Genomic DNA, 15,837 nt, shown 5'->3' on the forward strand with positions numbered 1-15,837 from the left:
TCAGGCGCGACCGAGCTTCTTCAGGACGCGGAGCGCGCCGGTCATCACTTCGGCGTACGCCTGGTCGGACAGACCGTGCGACGCCGCGATCGGGAGCAGGCGCTGAGTGGCGATCGCCTGCGGGTCGACGTACCGGCGGATGCCCTCGACGCCCTGGCGGCGGCCGACCCCAGAGGTCCGCATGCCGCCCATCGGGGTGTCGATGGAGCCGAACGTCGCTGCGTAGCCCTCGTTGACGTTCACCGTGCCGGCCACCAGCTGTGCGGCGATCGCACGGCCCCGGCGGGTGTCACGGGTGTACACGCTGGCGTTCAGCCCGTACTCACCCTCGTTGGCGCGCTGGATCGCCTCGGACTCGTCAGAGAACCGGTAGAGCGACACAACCGGGCCGAAGGTCTCGTTGTCGAAGCACTCCATCGCCGGAGTCACGCCGGACAGCACAGTGGGCTCGTAGAACAGCGGACCGATCTCCGGCCGCGCCTTGCCACCTGTGAGCACCACAGCGCCCTTGGCCTTGGCGTCCTCGACGTGCCGGGTGACCGTCTCTAGCTGCGCCTTCGAGATCAGCGAGCCCATGTCGACGTCCCAGCCGGTGCCGGCAGACAGCTTCAGCTTGTTCACCCGGGCGACAAACGCGGTCACAAACGCGTCGTACACCTGGTCTGCGACGTACAGGCGCTCCATAGACACGCAGAGCTGCCCAGCGCTGGCAAAACAAGCCCGTACGGCGCCCTCAGCTGCACGTGCGACATCCGCGTCACGCAGTACCAGCATCGGGTTCTTGCCACCGAGCTCCAGGCTGAAACCGATCAGTCGCTCAGCAGCCTGCTGTGCGACGAGCCGCCCTGTCTTCGTGGAGCCGGTGAAGCAGATGTAGTCGGTGTTCTGGATGATCGCGCCACCAACGGTCGCACCCTCCCCGTTCACCGGGATCCACGCCTCACGCGGCAGACCGGCGTCGTACAGGAGCTCGATGGCGCGCAGTGCGGTCAGTGGGGTCTGGCTGTCGGGCTTGTGCACGACGGTGTTGCCGGCCAGCACAGCGGGCAGGCCGTCGGCCATCGCCATGCTGAGCGGGTAGTTCCACGGCGAGATGATGCCGACGACACCCTTGGGGACGAACCGCTGCTCCGCACGGGTCAGCACCGGGAACATGCCAAGCTTGCGCTGCGGATCGAGCAGCTCATGCGCCTTGCGGCCGTAGTACCGCGCAGTGAGCGCAACGTGCGCCACCTCTTCGAAGGCCTGCTTGCGGGCCTTGCCGGACTCCCGGATCACCAGGTCGACCAGCTCGTGCCGGTGGTCCAGCACCAGGTCGTGGTAGCGCAGCAGGATCGCGGCCCGCTCGTCCAGCGGCACCCGCTTCCAGCTCGCTTGCGTCTTCCGCGCCGTCCGCACCGCGGTGAGCACGTCGTCCGGACTGGACAGCGGCAGGTCTGCGATCGGCTGCCCAGTAGCGGGCGCGTACGTCGTACGGGTCCCGGCGGTAGCGCGCAGCAACCCCGACAGTCGCCGGATCACCGACTGGTCGGTCGCGTACGACGCGGTCGGGTCCAGCTCCGGGTCAGCAGGAATCGAGGTCTGCTCGCTCATCTAGCCAGGCTACCTGCCAGTAATAGCGGATGTCAGTAGCGGAAGTCCCGTTCGTGTCCCACTGCGCATGCAGATGCATTGCCCTAGGCTGGACGGCTGAAGCTGCGAAGGGGTGGATGTAGGAGATGGTGGACAGCGGGGGGCTCTGGACGCCTCCTGAGGACGAGCTCGGTGAGGCGCTGCAGACAGCCCAAGTACTGATCGAGGAAGGCCGGGCTGACGAGGCCGGGCCGTACCAGCAGCGCGTGATCGAGCTGGCCAGGGTGCGGGCCGAAGAAAGCCCGAATCACTACGAGGCCAAGCATCTGATGGCCGCAACGCAGTACGAGCTGGCCGGCTCCCTGAACGCATCAGGTCGGCACGAGGAGGCGCTGGCGGCGCTGCACGAGGCGCAGCTGGGCTATACCGAGCTGAGCGACGCCGGTGTGCTCGACGCCACATCCGTCTTGGCTGACGTCCGGGCGCGACGGGCCATGACACAGGCGCACCGCGGTCGCGGCGCTACCGCCGTACTGGAGATGGACGGTGCGGTGATCTCCTACGGCCAGCTGGTCAGTGGTGAGGACGGTCTGCGGCACCAGCCGGATTTCGCCCGGGTGCTGGCGATGAACGCCCTCATCCTGCGCCGGTACGGCGACCCTGCGCTGGCCGTCGCCTCAGCGGACGCAGCCACCCAACTGTTCTTGCAACTGGCCGATCAGATCAACGAGAGCCCGCAGTCCCTGTCGTACGCGCGCTACCTCTGTACGGCGACCGCTGTCTCGGCAGATGTCCATGCAGCCGAGGGGCGACTCGACCTGGCGCTGGAAGCGGACGAGATCGGCCTGACCACGGCAGACACCCTCGCTGACTCGGATTCCGCGACCGACATGCGCACTCTGGTGGCAGCGCTCACCCGCAAGGGCAAGCACCTCGGAATCGTCGGCCGGATCATGGAGGGCGAGACCTGCCTCCGCACTGCCTTCGACACCGACGCCGAGACCGCTGCCCGCGTCACTGAGGAGCTGGAGCGTGGTCTGCCACTGACTCTGGTCACCGCACTCGAGAACGCGGAGATCAAGCTCGGCCCGTACGAGCAGTACTTCCGCCTGCTCGCTCTGGCCGAGCCCGCACCCGGTATGACGCTGGCGACGGTCTCCGGCCGCACTGACCCTGAATCGGCCGCAGTCCGCGCGGCTGAGCTGGCGGAGCTGGTTCCGCAGTTGCTGCAGCAGGATGTGGACGCTGCGCTGACGCTGGGGGTGGAGGCGCACTACCTCTTCGCCATTTCGTCAGAGCGTGACTCACAGCGGATGCGGTACGAGACGGGCACCTACGCACCCATCTGGGCCAAGCTGCTCCGCGACGTGTCCGAGGCGTACTACCAATCCGGCCGCCTGGAGCTAGCGCTTGACCTGGCCGGCTGGTGTGCCGAGGTGGCGACCGCTCTGATCCCCTTCACCGACGACGACCCCGAGATGAAGGACCTGGCCGCCGACTGCTACCGCCACCATGGTGACCTCCTGGCTGCCACTGGTGACCTCACTGCATCACAGCACGCCCATGAGGCCGCCCAGCAGCTACTGACCGGCCCAGAGCGCCGCATCGGCTGACGCCCCCGTCAGTAGTCCTCTTGCGGCTTCAACGCTCCGACGAACAGACCGGCCTCAACCTCGGTCATGCCGGTCTCGGAGACAACCAATGCCGTTGCCTGATGCAACTCGCCGGCCGCCTTCAAGGCGCGGGTGCGCTCGGCCAGGTTCGTGCCCGGTCTGCGCATCAGCGGGGTCTTCTTGATCGGCGGCACATACGTCCCGTACCGAATCTCGTCGACGATCTGCTTCGACTTCTTCAGATCGAGCCCGGTCCGGTCCATCACCAGCTTGGTGGCGTTCACCATCAGCCGGGAAGTGATCAGGAACCGGACCTGGTCGACGTCGTCCGAAGTCAGCTTCGTGCGCGCTCCCGAGAGGGCGGCGTTGTCGGCGTCCTGGTTGCGGTTGCTACGGCTGAACAATCCCATGGCCGTAATCCTTTCAGAGATCACCAAGTCGCGCGGTCCGCCGCACGTCGCCTTAACCTGCAAGGACGTTGAGGATCTCCGGCCAGGCTCGCTCACCGAGCTCGCGGTTGGCCGCGTCGGTCCCGCCGCGGGCCATCGACTGTCCAGCCGTCTTCGGTGTCTCACCCGGCAGCACCACGCGGTGGCCGGCCTCCGGCCCGACCACCAGCCGCGTCGGCAACGACCCGCGCCGCCGGATGATCTCCTCGGCGAAGTCCACCGACGGCCAGACCTTGTCGTCACCACCGGCGATCAGCAGGACGTCCTTGATCTGCTCGACCGGGATCCGGGCTACGTCGACGTCCGGCGCGATCCGGAGGCTGTGCCGATACATCTCGGTATAGCTCGGCGGATCGTCGGTGGACTGCCAGTCGGTGTCGAAGGGCACGAACGGCAGCGGCACACCGCGCCAGGTCCACGCCGACCGCTGGCTGCCGTCCTCCTCGACCCGGCCCCAGATGTAGGCACCCGGAGCGAAGGCGACCACTGCCGACACCCGCTCGTCCAAGGCGCCGAGCAGCAGCGCGGCCTCGGCACCCCAGGAGCTGCCGATCACCACGATCCGGTCGTTGTTGTCCTCGAGCTCGTCGAGCGGGAACGCCTCCAGCGCCACCTCACTGCGAACAGGCCAGGCAGGCGCCAGTACGTCGTACCCCTCGGCCTCGAGGATCCGGGCCCGATCCAGATCCGGTACACCGCTGGAACCGTGCAGGATCAGGACACCGGTGCTCAACCGACGACGACCTCAACCCGCTGGAACTCCTTCAGCTCGGTGTACCCGGTCGTCGCCATCGCCCGCTTGAGCGCGCCGACCAGGTTCATCGTGCCGTCCGGAACCCATGACGGGCCGAACAGGATCTGCTCCATCGTCCCGGTGACGCCGACCTCGACCCGCTCACCGCGCGGCAGGTCAGCGTGCCAGGCCTCGGCGCCCCAGTGGAAGCCGCCGCCCGGCGCATCGCTGGCCCGCGCCAACGGCGACCCGACCATAACGGCGTCCGCACCGCAGGCAATCGCCTTCGCCACGTCACCGGACCGGCCGACCGAACCATCCGCGATCACGTGCACGTAGCGACCGCCGGACTCGTCCATGTAGTCCCGCCGCGCCGCAGCGACATCAGCCACCGCAGACGCCATCGGAACGGCAACACCGAGCACCTTGCGCGTCGTGTGCGCAGCGCCACCACCAAAGCCGACCAGTACGCCGGCCGCTCCCGTCCGCATCAGGTGGAGAGCGGCCTGGTGCGTCGCGCACCCGCCGACAATCACCGGTACGTCGAGGTCGTAGATGAACTGCTTGAGGTTCAGCGGCTCGGCCTGGCCGGAGACGTGCTCGGCCGAGACCGTCGTCCCGCGAATCACGAACAGGTCGACACCCGCGTCAACCACGTGCTTCGCGAACTGCTTGGTCCGCTGCGGTGACAGCGCGCCCGCGACCGTGACGCCGGAGTCGCGGATCTCCTGCACGCGCTGCGAGATCAGCTCGGGCTTGATCGGCGCCGAGTAGATCTCCTGCAGCCGGTGCGTCGCCAGCTCACGATCGAGCGAGGTGATCTCCTCGAGCAGCTTCTCCGGGTCCTCGTACCGGGTCCAGAGGCCTTCGAGGTTCAGCACCCCGAGGCCGCCGGACTTCCCGATCGCGATCGCCGTCGCCGGTGACATCACCGAGTCCATCGGCGCGGCCAGGATCGGCAGCTCGAACCGGTACGCGTCGATCTGCCAGGCGACCGACACCTCTTCGGGATCACGGGTCCGGCGCGACGGCACGATCGCAATGTCGTCGAAGGCGTACGCCTGCCGCCCGCGCTTGGCCCGGCCGATCTCGATCTCGGTCATCTGGTGTCCTTCGCTTGCAGGCGGATCAGCGGCCGGAGTAGTTCGGCGCTGCGACCGTCATCTGGATGTCGTGCGGGTGCGATTCTTGCAGGCCGGCCGAGGTGATCCGAACGAAACGGCCCTTGTCCTGCAGTTCGGTCACCGTCCGGGAGCCGCAGTAGAACATCGACTGGCGCAGACCGCCGATCAGCTGGTGCGCCACGGCGGACAGCGGACCACGGTACGGAACCTGGCCCTCGATGCCCTCGGCGATCAGCTTCTCGTCGCTGCCGACGTCGTTCTGGAAGTAGCGGTCCTTGGAGTACGACTTGCGCAGGCCGCCGGCCGAGGACATCGCACCGAGCGAGCCCATCCCGCGGTAGGCCTTGAACTGCTTGCCGTTGATGAAGACCAGGTCGCCGGGCGACTCCTCGCAGCCGGCCAGCAGCGAACCGAGCATCACGGTGTCCGCGCCGGCGACGAGCGCCTTGGCGATGTCACCCGAGTACTGCAGGCCGCCATCGCCGATGACCGGTACGCCGGCCGGCTTGCAGGCGAGGGAGGCTTCGTAGATCGCGGTCACCTGCGGGACGCCCACGCCGGACACGACACGCGTCGTACAGATGGAGCCGGGGCCGACGCCGACCTTGACGCCGTCCGCGCCCGCGTCGACGAGCGCCTGAGCGCCCGCGCGGGTCCCGACGTTGCCACCGACGATGTCGACACCGCGGGTCGCGGGGTCGGCCTTGAGCTTGCGAATGATCTCCAGCTGCGCCTGCGAGTGACCGTGCGCGGTGTCGACGACGAGCAGGTCGACACCCGCCTCGACCAGCGCCATCGCCCGCTTGTACGCCTCGCCGTAGAAGCCGATCGCTGCACCGACCATGAGGCGGCCGGTGGCGTCCTTGGTGGAGAGGGGGAACTGGTCGCGCTTGACGAAGTCCTTCAGCGTGATCAGACCGGTCAGCTTGCCGGCGTCGTCGACCAGCGGCAGCTTCTCGACCTTGTGCTTGCTGAGCAGCGCCATCGCGTCGTCGGCGGAGATGCCCTGCTTGCCGAGGATCAGCGGCTGCTTGGTCATCACCTCGCGGACCGGGCGCTCCATGTCGTTCTCGAAGCGCATGTCGCGGTTCGTCACGATGCCGACCAGGACGCCGGCGTTGTCGACGACCGGCACACCGGAGATCCGGTACTGCGCGCAGAGCGCGTCGGCCTCGCCGATGGAGGCGTCCGGGCCGATGGTGATCGGCTGCGCGATCATGCCGGACTCGGACCGCTTGACCAGGTCGACCTGCTGGGCCTGGTCCTCGACCGACAAGTTGCGGTGCAGCACGCCCAGACCGCCCTGGCGGGCCATGGCGATCGCCATCCGGGCCTCGGTGACGGTGTCCATCGCGCTGGACAGCAGCGGGATGTTGACCTCGATGTTGCGGCTCACCCGGGACCGGGTGCTGGCTTCGGAGGGGATGACATCGGACTCGTTCGGCTGCAGCAGAACGTCGTCGAAGGTCAGGCCGAGGGCGGCAAACTTGTCAGGAACTCCAGCGGCTGTGATGTCCATGGGAAAAACGTGCACCTTTGTCCGGCGAGAACGGACCACCATCGTATGCCGCCATTACGAGGAGTCAGAATCGGTGCCCGAACACGACTAGAGCCCGGGCGATTGCCCGGGCCCTGAATCGGTGTTCAGTGTTAGTTGCTGCGCTTGTTCAGTACGCCGAGGATCCGCAGGACGGTCACGTCGTCGAGCGAGCCGTGGGTCCGCTCGATCGCCGCGTGCTTGCCCTCTGCGTACGAGCCGCTGGAGTGCTTGCCCTTGGTGTACTTCTCGCGGACCGAACCGGTCGTCACCTTGCCGTTGGAGTGCTTGCCGGTCAGCTCCAGCCCGCCGCCGAAGTACTGCACCACGCGCTGTGCCTCGGCCGGCGAACCGGACGGGGTCGGCAGCACCGGCGCGATCAGCTTGGCCAGTGCGGCGGCCGCGTCGATCGGCTTGCTGTCCTCAGGCTTGCTGTCCTCAGGCTTGCTGTCTTCCGGCTTACTGTCACCCGTGTCACCCGGCTGGTCACCGAGCGGCGGCGTGCTGGGCTTGACGTCCCCGGACGGCTTGTCGTCCCCGGACGGCTTGTCGTCGCCGGTCTCGCCAGGGCTGTCCTGCCCCGGCAGCGAACCGGTGTCGCCCGGAAGGGTGGTCGGTGCCGTGCTCGGCGCCGTACCGGGCTCGCTTCCCGTCCCGGTCTCGCCGTTGTTGGTCGGCGGCGACGAGGGCGGCGTGGTGGGCTCGGTGGACGGCGGCGGCGTGGCCGGCGGCTCGGTCGGCGTGGTCGACGGCGGCGGTGTCTCCGGCGGTGTGCTCGGCTCCGTCGTCGGCCCGTCGGTCGGGGCCGGGTCGGTCGGCTTGGTCGTCGGGTCGCCCGGCTGCGGCTGAGTCGGCGGTTGCGTGGTCGGCTGCTGCGGCGGCGGCTGCTCGATCACCGACGGCTTGGCCGGCGGCATCACCCGCGCCAGCGGCGGCGTCGGCGAGTCGAGGTTGCCCTGCGGCAGCTCGCCGTTGGCCAGCGTCCGGTCGTGCTCGGCCTCGGCGGCCTTCTCTTCCTGCTTCTTCTGGAAGTTCTTCTGGACCCTGACGATCTTCGCCTTGTCGAGGACCGGCAGCCCGTCGAGCTGTTCCTTCGGGAAGTCGGTCGTCGGCGTGACTGCTTCGGTGATCTTCTCGATCACCTTCTCGTACGGCGACAGCGGGTTGCCGTTGACGGCAGCCGCCACCCCGGAGACCGACAGCGCGGCCACCGCAGCGACACCGAGCGCCAGACCACGGGCCGCCATCTTGCGGGCGAACGGGTCCGTCACCGGGTTCAGCGCAGCGCAACGCGCCAGGAAGCTCTCCGCGTCGTCGATCGTCTCCACCGGAAGCTCGTCGATCACCTCTACCGCCAGTCGCAGCTCGGCCAGCAGCGCGACGGCCGGGTCGTTCTCGCCCGCGAACCGCGCGGACTCCCCTCCAGCGGCCAGTAGGTCGAGCAGTGCGTCATCGGCGTCGATCGCGTCGAGATCGAATCGGTCAGCCATGATGCCCCTCCCCTGCTCCTCGTGCCTCATGCCCCACATACCCCCTGAGCGTGTTCAACGCCCGATGCTGTGCGACCCTCACCGCCCCCGGTGTCATCCCCAGTGCTCGGCCGGTCTCCTCGGCTGACAACCCCGCGACCACCCGGAGCCGCAGGATCTCCCGCAGCTTCTCCGGCAGTCTCTCCAGCAGATCCATGATGTGCTGGACCTCCGAGTGCCGGACCGCATGCTCCTCAGGCGTCGGCGACTCGTCCGCTCCGTCCGGCATGTCCGGCGTGGTGACGTCGGCAACCGCGAACGCGCGTTGGGCATCGGCGACCTTGCGGGCCGCGATGCCGTAGACGAAGGCCTCGAAGGGCCTTCCCTCGTCACGGTACCGGCCCAGTGCACCGAAGACCGCGACACAGACTTCTTGCGAGACGTCGTCGACCATGTCGGCGCCGCCTGGATAGGTCCACAAGCGGGACCGGACATAGCGGTGCGCTACGGCGCGCACCCGTGTGAGCAGGTCGTTGAGAGCTGCATGGTCCCCGTTGGCGGCAAGCGCTGCTAGATCCCTGAGCTCGACCCGGTCGTGGGTGTGCGGTACTCGGACCTCAGTCACCCCTCGCCCCCTCGTGTCGGACCGGTCAGCGTGAAAGATGGTACGGCTCTCACCTCTTGCTTGCCTAGTGGCAATCCGTGGCCGCTACTGGCCACTTCATCACAATCCGTGACTACTGGCCCGTACGGTCGGCCAGCGCACCGATCTCTTGCGTCACCAACGCGGCCGGATCGACATCCATCCCGGCGAAATGCCCGGCCAGTTCCAGCGAGAGCACACCATGGACGCGGGTCCAGAACAGCAACCCGCGATGAACGGCGGTGGCCGGCGCACCGGCCGCCTCGACGATCACGGCCATCACCTCGTCCGAGATCGCGGTCGTGTCGGCCGGGGCGTGATAGCCGGGCACCGGCGTTCCGTAGATCAAGAGGTAGCGGTGCGGATCCACGAGCGCCCACTCCCGGATCACCACGGCCAGGCCGACCAGGTCCGTCGTACCGGCCTCGTACGACGAGCGCACGGTGTCGGCGAGGCTTCGATACGCGTCGCGGATGAGCGCGGTGATCAGCTCGTCGCGGTTGGCGAAGTACCGGTAGAGCGCCGGCCCACTCATCCCCATCTGCTTGGCGATCGCGTTCAGCGAGAGGGCAGGCACTCCGGCCGTCGCGATCTGCTCCCACGCGCGCTGCTTGACCTCGTCGCGGACCTGCTCGCGGTAGCGCTCTCTCGGACCCATGGTTAGAACCTCTCACTTTTCTTATTGACTCTCAACCTTGGAATGTTATAGCTTCTAACTAACGCGATAACCACTAAGGAGAACCTGATGAGCATCACTGCCCTGATCGCCGCCCCGCTCGCCGCCGCAGCCCTGCTGGCGGGGCCCACACCGGCCCCCGCCGCTGCCGCCCCCGCCCCGCTGGCCTGCCAGGGGCAGACGGTCGACCAGAGCTCGAAGATCAGCTACCGGAACGAGATCTTCATCAAGGCGCCGGTCAGCAAGATCTGGAAGGTGCAGACGGACGTGGCGAAGTGGACGCGCTGGCAGAAGCCGGTCGCGAGCGCCAAGCGCCTCGACCACGGTCCCCTCCGCGCGGGCTCAGCGTTCCGCTGGACCACCCCGGTCGAGGCAACGCCGTACACGCCCAAGACGACGCTGGTGATCACCTCGACGGTTCACCAGGCCAAGCACAACCAGTGCCTGCGCTGGAGCGGCCCGGCCATCGGCGAGGGGCTGACGATCGACCGCGGTGTGCATGTCTGGAACTTCGAGAAGGTTCGCGGCGGCACGATCGTGCGCACCGAGGAGAGCTGGACCGGTGCTCAGGTCGAGGCGATGCCGGAGGTGTCCCGCACGTTCCTGGGCATCGGCCTCGACGCCTGGCTGACCGACCTCAAGGCCGAGTCCGAGAAGGGCTGCTGACGATGACGACCACCACTCTCACTCGCGGCCCGTCGCGCGGCATCGTGATCGCCGCCTGGATCTTCCCCGTGATGGTGCTCACCGGCTGGGCGTTCCTCGGCGGCATCCCGGTCCTGATCGTGCTGATCAAGGCGCTCCGCCAGCGCGTCGTCCGGCTCTGGGCAACCGCCCTCACCACCGCGTACGCCGTACCGGTCGCGGTCTGGCTGCTCGGTCCGAGCGAGGCTCCGAGCCTGTCGAAGTTCATGAGCCCGACGATCACCTACCTGCTCGGTGCCGCCGGGATCGCGGTGGCGATCGCCGTGACCGTCGTACGGCGGCTGCGCGCGAAATGAAACCCGGAATTGAAACACCGCCCCGACACACAAGGTGCCGGGGCGGTGCTGTTGTTACTACGTACTACTTACCTGAGGTCAGTGACCGTGGCCGTGGCCGTGACCGGCTGCGGCGGGCTCGTCGTCCTCGGGCTTGTCGACGATCAGGGTCTCGGTCGTCAACAGCAGGGCGGCGATGGAACCGGCGTTGGCGAGCGCGGAACGCGTCACCTTGACCGGGTCCAGGACACCCTGGGCGAGCAGGTCGCCGTACTCGCCGGTGGCGGCGTTGAAGCCGCTGCCGACCTCGAGCTCCGCAACCTTCGAGGTCACGACGTAACCCTCGTAGCCACCGTTCTCGGCGATCCAGCGCAGCGGCTCGACAACCGACTTGCGAACGATCCGGACACCCGCGAGCTCATCGCCCTCGAGGCCCAGGCCGTCGTCCAGCACCGTGGCAGCGTGCACCAGAGCAGAGCCGCCACCGGCGACGATGCCCTCTTCGATCGCGGCGCGCGTCGCGGAGACGGCGTCCTCGATCCGGTGCTTCTTCTCCTTGAGCTCGACCTCGGTGGCCGCGCCGACCTTGATCACGCAGACGCCACCGGCGAGCTTCGCGAGCCGCTCTTGCAGCTTCTCGCGGTCCCAGTCGGAGTCGGTCCGCTCGATCTCGGCCTTGATCTGGTTGACCCGGCCCTCGATGTCGTCGGCCTTGCCGGCACCCTCGACAACAGTGGTGTTGTCCTTGGTGACGACGATGCGGCGCGACGTACCGAGCACCTCGAGGCCGACCTGGTCGAGCTTCAGCCCGACCTCCGGCGCGATGACCTGGGCGCCGGTGAGGGCAGCGAGGTCCTCGAGCATCGACTTGCGGCGGTCACCGAAGCCCGGCGCCTTGACGGCGACGGAGGTGAAGTTGCCGCGGATCTTGTTCACCACGAGGGTGGACAGGGCCTCGGCCTCGACGTCCTCGGCGATGATCAGCAGCGCCTTGCCGGACTGCACGACCTTCTCCAGCAGCGGCAGCAGGTCCGCGATCGCGGAGATCTTGCCCTGGTGGATCAGGATGTACGGGTCCTCCAGCACCGCTTCGCCGGCCTCGGCGTCGGTGATGAAGTACGGCGAGATGTAGCCCTTGTCGAACTGCATACCCTCGGTGAACTCGAGCTCGGTCCCGAAGGTGTTCGACTCCTCGACGGTGATGACACCGTCTTTGCCGACCTTGTCGAACGCGTCCGCGATCAGGGCGCCGATCTCGGCGTCCCGGGCGGAGATGGTGGCAACGTGGGCCATGTCGCCCTTGTTGTCCACCGGCCGGGCGGTCTCGACGAGCCGCGCGGAGACGGCCTCGACAGCCGCCTCGATCCCGCGCTTGAGGCCCATCGGGTTGACCCCGGCGGCGACGGCCCGCAGGCCCTCGTGCACCAGCGCCTGCGCCAGCACCGTCGCGGTGGTGGTGCCGTCACCGGCGACATCATTGGTCTTGGTGGCGACCTCCTTGGCCAGCTGCGCACCAAGGTTCTCGAACGGGTCGTCCAGCTCGACCTCACGGGCGACGGTCACACCGTCGTTGGTGATGGTCGGGGCGCCCCACTTCTTGTCCAGGACGACGTAGCGGCCCTTCGGGCCCAGCGTCACCTTCACCGTGTTCGCGAGCTTGTCGACGCCACGCTCCAGCGCGCGCCGAGCGTTCTCGTCGAACTCGAGGATCTTCGGCATGAAGAAAACCAGTCCTTTTCTGAATGTCTCGCGTAGCAGGTTTCGATCCAGGTCCCACTGCCCTGACCGGCTCCGCCCCGGTGCCAGAGGCGGCCGGGGCGGTGTCAGTCAGGAACAGTGGGCGGTCGTCACTTGCTGACGACTGCGAGGATGTCGCGGGCGCCCAGGATCAGGTAGTCCTGGCCGTCGTACTTGACCTCGGTGCCGCCGTACTTGGAGTAGATGACCTTGTCGCCAACGGTGACGTCCAGCGGGACGCGGTTGCCGTTGTCGTCGATCCGGCCCGGACCGACGGCGAGGATCTCGCCCTCCTGGGGCTTCTCCTTGGCGGTGTCCGGGATCACCAGGCCGGACTTCGTGGTCTGCTCGGCTTCGAGCGGCGCGACGAGGACGCGGTCCTCGAGCGGCTTGATCGTGACCGACACTTGCTGACCTCCACGGTCGAATTCGCACTTTTGTCTGTGGTACTGCGCGGTCGCGCTCCCCTGCCGTCGCGGGGCTCAGGAGGCCGGACCGTTGGCACACTCACTAGGAGAGTGCCAACACCGAATCTAGGCCGCGATTAGCACTCGGTCAACTCGAGTGCCAAGTCTGTCTCGATACGAGACATCAAGGAGCGATCACTTCGGGTAGCGAATCCGAACCTTTTCGTCACGATCGGTGTCTCACCCCGCACAAGACTCCGCACCGGCGGGGTCCTGATCTTGGAGAGGTCATCATGTCCGTACGACTCCGCAACTCCGTTGTCGCACTCGCAGTGGCCGCACTCGCCGTCACACCGCTGGTCGCCTCAGCTGCACCCGCCTCGGCCGCAGCCCTCAACCAGTGCGACGACGCCTCCTTCAAGAGCGTCGGGGGTGGCTGGGAGGTCTTCGTCCCGGGCGAGTGGGAGAGCACCAGCACCACCTGCAACCTGAAGCTCGGTGACAACCCGCACCGCGACCCGAAGAACCCCTTTGGCGCCCCGGCCAAGGCGATCCAGGCGCTGCAGAGCAACCTGAACTACTGCTACGGCTACAAGCTGGCCAAGGACGGCAAGTACGGCGCCAACACCGCTGCCGCAGTGAAGGCGGTCCAGAAGAAGCTCAAGCTGCCCGCCGACGGCATCTACGGCCCGAACACCCGCTCGGCGATCAAGTGGCGGATGCACAACCCGACCACGAACGCCTGGAGCAAGGCCTGCTACGACAAGCTCTGAGCACTCGGCCGTGTGCGGATAGTGGTCACACGCTGGCCTAACCCGGGCCGGCGTGGGACCGTCTTCCCATGGCTTTCTCGCTCCCCAAGCTGCCGAAACTCTCCGGCCGCACCCTCGTGGTGCTCGCCGCCGTAGGTGCGTTGGCGGTCGGTGCGGTCGCGGCGAACGCCTCCAAGAAGCAGGAGGCGGCCGCGCCGAAGCCGGCAAGCGACCAGGCCGCGCCCCTGACAGCGAACAAGGCCAGTGACCAGACCTCTCTGGAGGCGGCCGCTGCAGCTGAGGCCAAGCTGGGCCAGTGCCGCTCCGCTCGGCTGATCCCGGTCAACAAGACCTGGGGCATCCCGATGCCGTCGGTCAACGGCAGCAACAGCACCGACTGCAACCTGAAGTACGGCGACAACCCGCACCGTGGATCCGACCGGACGGGTGATCCCGAGACGTCGATCCAGGTCCTGCAGCGCAACCTGAACTCCTGCTACGGCACCAAGCTCGCCATCGACGGCATCTACGGGAAGAACACCCGCGGCGTCGTCACCATGGTCCAGCGCAAGCACAAGATCATCGCGGACGGCATCTACGGCCCCAAGACCCGCTCAGCGATGAACTGGCGCCTCTACTCCACCAGCACCCGCAGCTGGAGCAAGACCTGTTCCAGCCCGCTCTAAACTGCGCGGGTGACTGTCACCGCTCTACTGGACGCTCCCGAAGTACTAGCGGCCGCTTGTGCGGAGTACCAGGTTGGGCGTGAGCTGCAGGTCGTAGAGAAGCTCCGACGCCGGTACGACGGGTTGCTGGTCAGTGCTGCGGTCACGCAGGCCGCACTGCGACACCGGGCTGTCGCGAAGTTCGGTGCGGATGCCGCACGGATGTTCTTCACACCTGACGGCTATGAGCAGTCCACTCGGACCGTCGTGGGCACTCACCGGGCCGCCCGGATCGCAGCGGCATTGCCGGGCAGCAGTGTGGTCGACCTGGGCTGCGGAATCGGCGGAGACCTCATCAGCGCGGCCCGAGCCGGCCTTCGGGTCACTGGAGTCGAACGTGATCCCGAGACCGCTGCCGCTGCGCGCGCCAACCTCGCTGCGCTCGACCTGCCCGGCGAGGTACTGGTCGGCGATGCAGAGTCGACGGACATCACGCCGTACGACGTCGTGTTCGCCGACCCGGCGCGGCGAGCGGATGGGCGCCGAGTGTTCGACCACAACGCCTATTCGCCGCCGTGGAGCTTCGTCACGGGACTGCTGGAACGCACCGCGTGCGTGAAGGTCGCACCGGGGATCCCGCACGACGCAGTACCGGATGGGGTCGAGGCGGAGTGGATCAGCGACGCGGGCGAGGTGAAGGAGGCGGCGCTGTGGTCTGGGGCTTTGTACTCCGGCACTGCGCGGCGCGCGACGCTGCTGCCGGGTGGCGCGACCGTGACGGACGCACCGGAGACTGACAGCGGGCCGGTCGGCAACTACATCTACGAGCCGGACGGATCCGTCGTACGGGCTGGTCTGGTGACTGCGGTGGCTGCTGCGGTCGACGGGTGGCTGCTGGATCCGCGGATCGCCTACGTGACGGCCGACAAGCTCGTCGAGACTCCGCTCGCGTCGGCGTACGAGGTGATCGAAGAGCTGCCGTACAAGGAGAAGGCTTTGCGCGCCTGGGTGCGCAGCGCGGACATCGGCACCCTCGAGATCAAGAAGCGCGGCGTGGACCTGGACCCCGCCGTCCTCCGCAAAAAGCTCTCCCCCAAAGGCACCACCTCCGCCACCCTCATCATCACCCGCATCGGCCGCGACGCCGTCGCCTACTCCTGCCGCCGCCCGTAAAGCAGGACTTGCGTTCGAAGCGTATTCGAACATATGATCGAACCACGAGCGGGCCCCCGGGTGATTAGCCGGCGGACGAGGTGCTGCGTCCAGTTGATGCACTCCCCGGGGGCCCGCCACTAAGACGTCATACAAGCGCAGCGGCCCGTTCATCTGCCTTAGACAGGCTGGCCTGAGAACCGGTCGGCCGCTGACCGCTTACCTGGGGCTCGAGCGGCAACTCCGCCCCAGGTTTTTTTCCTGCCCACTGCCGGGCTCAAAGGGGTTGGCTAGGGGCGGGGGTAGCGGAGGCGTTTGCGGACTGGGG

16 protein-coding genes are annotated in these 15,837 nt (G+C 67.6%); 6 read left to right on the forward strand and 10 right to left on the reverse strand.

Annotation, left to right across the window (positions count from 1 at the left end):
* Entirely contained in the window at positions 1-1,593 is a 1,593-nt protein-coding gene (locus E1263_RS25600; RefSeq protein ID WP_132171713.1) for a succinic semialdehyde dehydrogenase, read from the reverse strand.
* Positions 1,594-1,718: 125 nt separating this feature from the next.
* On the opposite strand from E1263_RS25600, the gene E1263_RS25605 reads away from it, so the two are divergent.
* Positions 1,719-3,185, forward strand: coding sequence for a hypothetical protein (locus tag E1263_RS25605; RefSeq protein WP_132171715.1), 1,467 nt, complete (start codon positions 1,719-1,721; stop codon positions 3,183-3,185).
* An 8-nt stretch (positions 3,186-3,193) separates the two neighbouring features.
* Here the strand turns inward: E1263_RS25605 and E1263_RS25610 are convergent, their stop codons facing one another.
* The 7 genes from E1263_RS25610 to E1263_RS25640 all read right to left on the reverse strand — a co-directional run bounded on the left by E1263_RS25610 (position 3,194) and on the right by E1263_RS25640 (position 9,798).
* Positions 3,194-3,595, reverse strand: a complete 402-nt coding sequence (locus tag E1263_RS25610; RefSeq protein WP_132171717.1) for a hypothetical protein — start codon at positions 3,593-3,595, stop codon at positions 3,194-3,196.
* A 52-nt stretch (positions 3,596-3,647) separates the two neighbouring features.
* On the reverse strand, positions 3,648-4,367 hold the full coding sequence (locus tag E1263_RS25615) for an alpha/beta fold hydrolase (protein WP_132171719.1): 720 nt from the start codon (positions 4,365-4,367) through the stop codon (positions 3,648-3,650).
* The gene (locus E1263_RS25620) at positions 4,364-5,470 is read right to left on the reverse strand and encodes a GuaB3 family IMP dehydrogenase-related protein (protein ID WP_132171721.1); all 1,107 of its coding nucleotides are present in this window, start codon (positions 5,468-5,470) and stop codon (positions 4,364-4,366) included. The genes E1263_RS25615 and E1263_RS25620 overlap by 4 nt, the downstream gene beginning before the upstream one ends.
* Before the next feature lie 25 nt (positions 5,471-5,495).
* Positions 5,496-7,010, reverse strand: coding sequence for an IMP dehydrogenase (gene guaB / locus E1263_RS25625; RefSeq protein ID WP_132171723.1), 1,515 nt, complete (start codon positions 7,008-7,010; stop codon positions 5,496-5,498).
* A 131-nt stretch (positions 7,011-7,141) separates the two neighbouring features.
* The gene (locus E1263_RS25630) at positions 7,142-8,518 is read right to left on the reverse strand and encodes a hypothetical protein (RefSeq protein ID WP_132171725.1); all 1,377 of its coding nucleotides are present in this window, start codon (positions 8,516-8,518) and stop codon (positions 7,142-7,144) included.
* A complete protein-coding gene (shbA, locus tag E1263_RS25635; RefSeq protein WP_132171727.1) occupies positions 8,511-9,122 on the reverse strand; it encodes an RNA polymerase sigma factor ShbA in 612 nt (203 codons plus the stop codon). The genes E1263_RS25630 and shbA overlap by 8 nt, the downstream gene beginning before the upstream one ends.
* A gap of 112 nt (positions 9,123-9,234) precedes the next feature.
* Positions 9,235-9,798, reverse strand: coding sequence for a TetR/AcrR family transcriptional regulator (locus tag E1263_RS25640; protein WP_132171729.1), 564 nt, complete (start codon positions 9,796-9,798; stop codon positions 9,235-9,237).
* Positions 9,799-9,885: 87 nt separating this feature from the next.
* Here E1263_RS25640 and E1263_RS25645 point away from each other — a divergent pair, with 87 nt between their 5' ends.
* Together E1263_RS25645 and E1263_RS25650 are read left to right on the forward strand one after the other, a co-directional pair.
* On the forward strand, positions 9,886-10,482 hold the full coding sequence (locus E1263_RS25645; protein ID WP_132171731.1) for an SRPBCC family protein: 597 nt from the start codon (positions 9,886-9,888) through the stop codon (positions 10,480-10,482).
* Positions 10,483-10,484: 2 nt separating this feature from the next.
* Positions 10,485-10,817, forward strand: a complete 333-nt coding sequence (locus E1263_RS25650; RefSeq protein WP_132171733.1) for a hypothetical protein — start codon at positions 10,485-10,487, stop codon at positions 10,815-10,817.
* A gap of 78 nt (positions 10,818-10,895) precedes the next feature.
* On the opposite strand, the gene groL is transcribed toward E1263_RS25650, so the two are convergent.
* The gene (gene groL, locus E1263_RS25655) at positions 10,896-12,515 is read right to left on the reverse strand and encodes a chaperonin GroEL (protein WP_132171735.1); all 1,620 of its coding nucleotides are present in this window, start codon (positions 12,513-12,515) and stop codon (positions 10,896-10,898) included.
* Between the two features lie 128 nt (positions 12,516-12,643).
* On the reverse strand, positions 12,644-12,940 hold the full coding sequence (groES, locus tag E1263_RS25660) for a co-chaperone GroES (RefSeq protein WP_132171737.1): 297 nt from the start codon (positions 12,938-12,940) through the stop codon (positions 12,644-12,646).
* Between the two features lie 293 nt (positions 12,941-13,233).
* Here groES and E1263_RS25665 point away from each other — a divergent pair, with 293 nt between their 5' ends.
* The 3 genes from E1263_RS25665 to E1263_RS25675 all read left to right on the forward strand — a co-directional run bounded on the left by E1263_RS25665 (position 13,234) and on the right by E1263_RS25675 (position 15,530).
* Positions 13,234-13,713, forward strand: coding sequence for a peptidoglycan-binding domain-containing protein (locus E1263_RS25665; protein WP_132171739.1), 480 nt, complete (start codon positions 13,234-13,236; stop codon positions 13,711-13,713).
* 68 nt (positions 13,714-13,781) lie between these two features.
* The gene (locus E1263_RS25670; protein WP_132171741.1) at positions 13,782-14,378 is read left to right on the forward strand and encodes a peptidoglycan-binding domain-containing protein; all 597 of its coding nucleotides are present in this window, start codon (positions 13,782-13,784) and stop codon (positions 14,376-14,378) included.
* Between the two features lie 9 nt (positions 14,379-14,387).
* Entirely contained in the window at positions 14,388-15,530 is a 1,143-nt protein-coding gene (locus E1263_RS25675) for a class I SAM-dependent methyltransferase (RefSeq protein WP_132171743.1), read from the forward strand.
* Positions 15,531-15,837 lie beyond the last annotated feature (307 nt).

It is taken from the genome of Kribbella antibiotica (genome assembly GCF_004349055.1).
In the GTDB taxonomy this organism is placed as follows: Bacteria; Actinomycetota; Actinomycetes; order Propionibacteriales; family Kribbellaceae; genus Kribbella; species Kribbella antibiotica.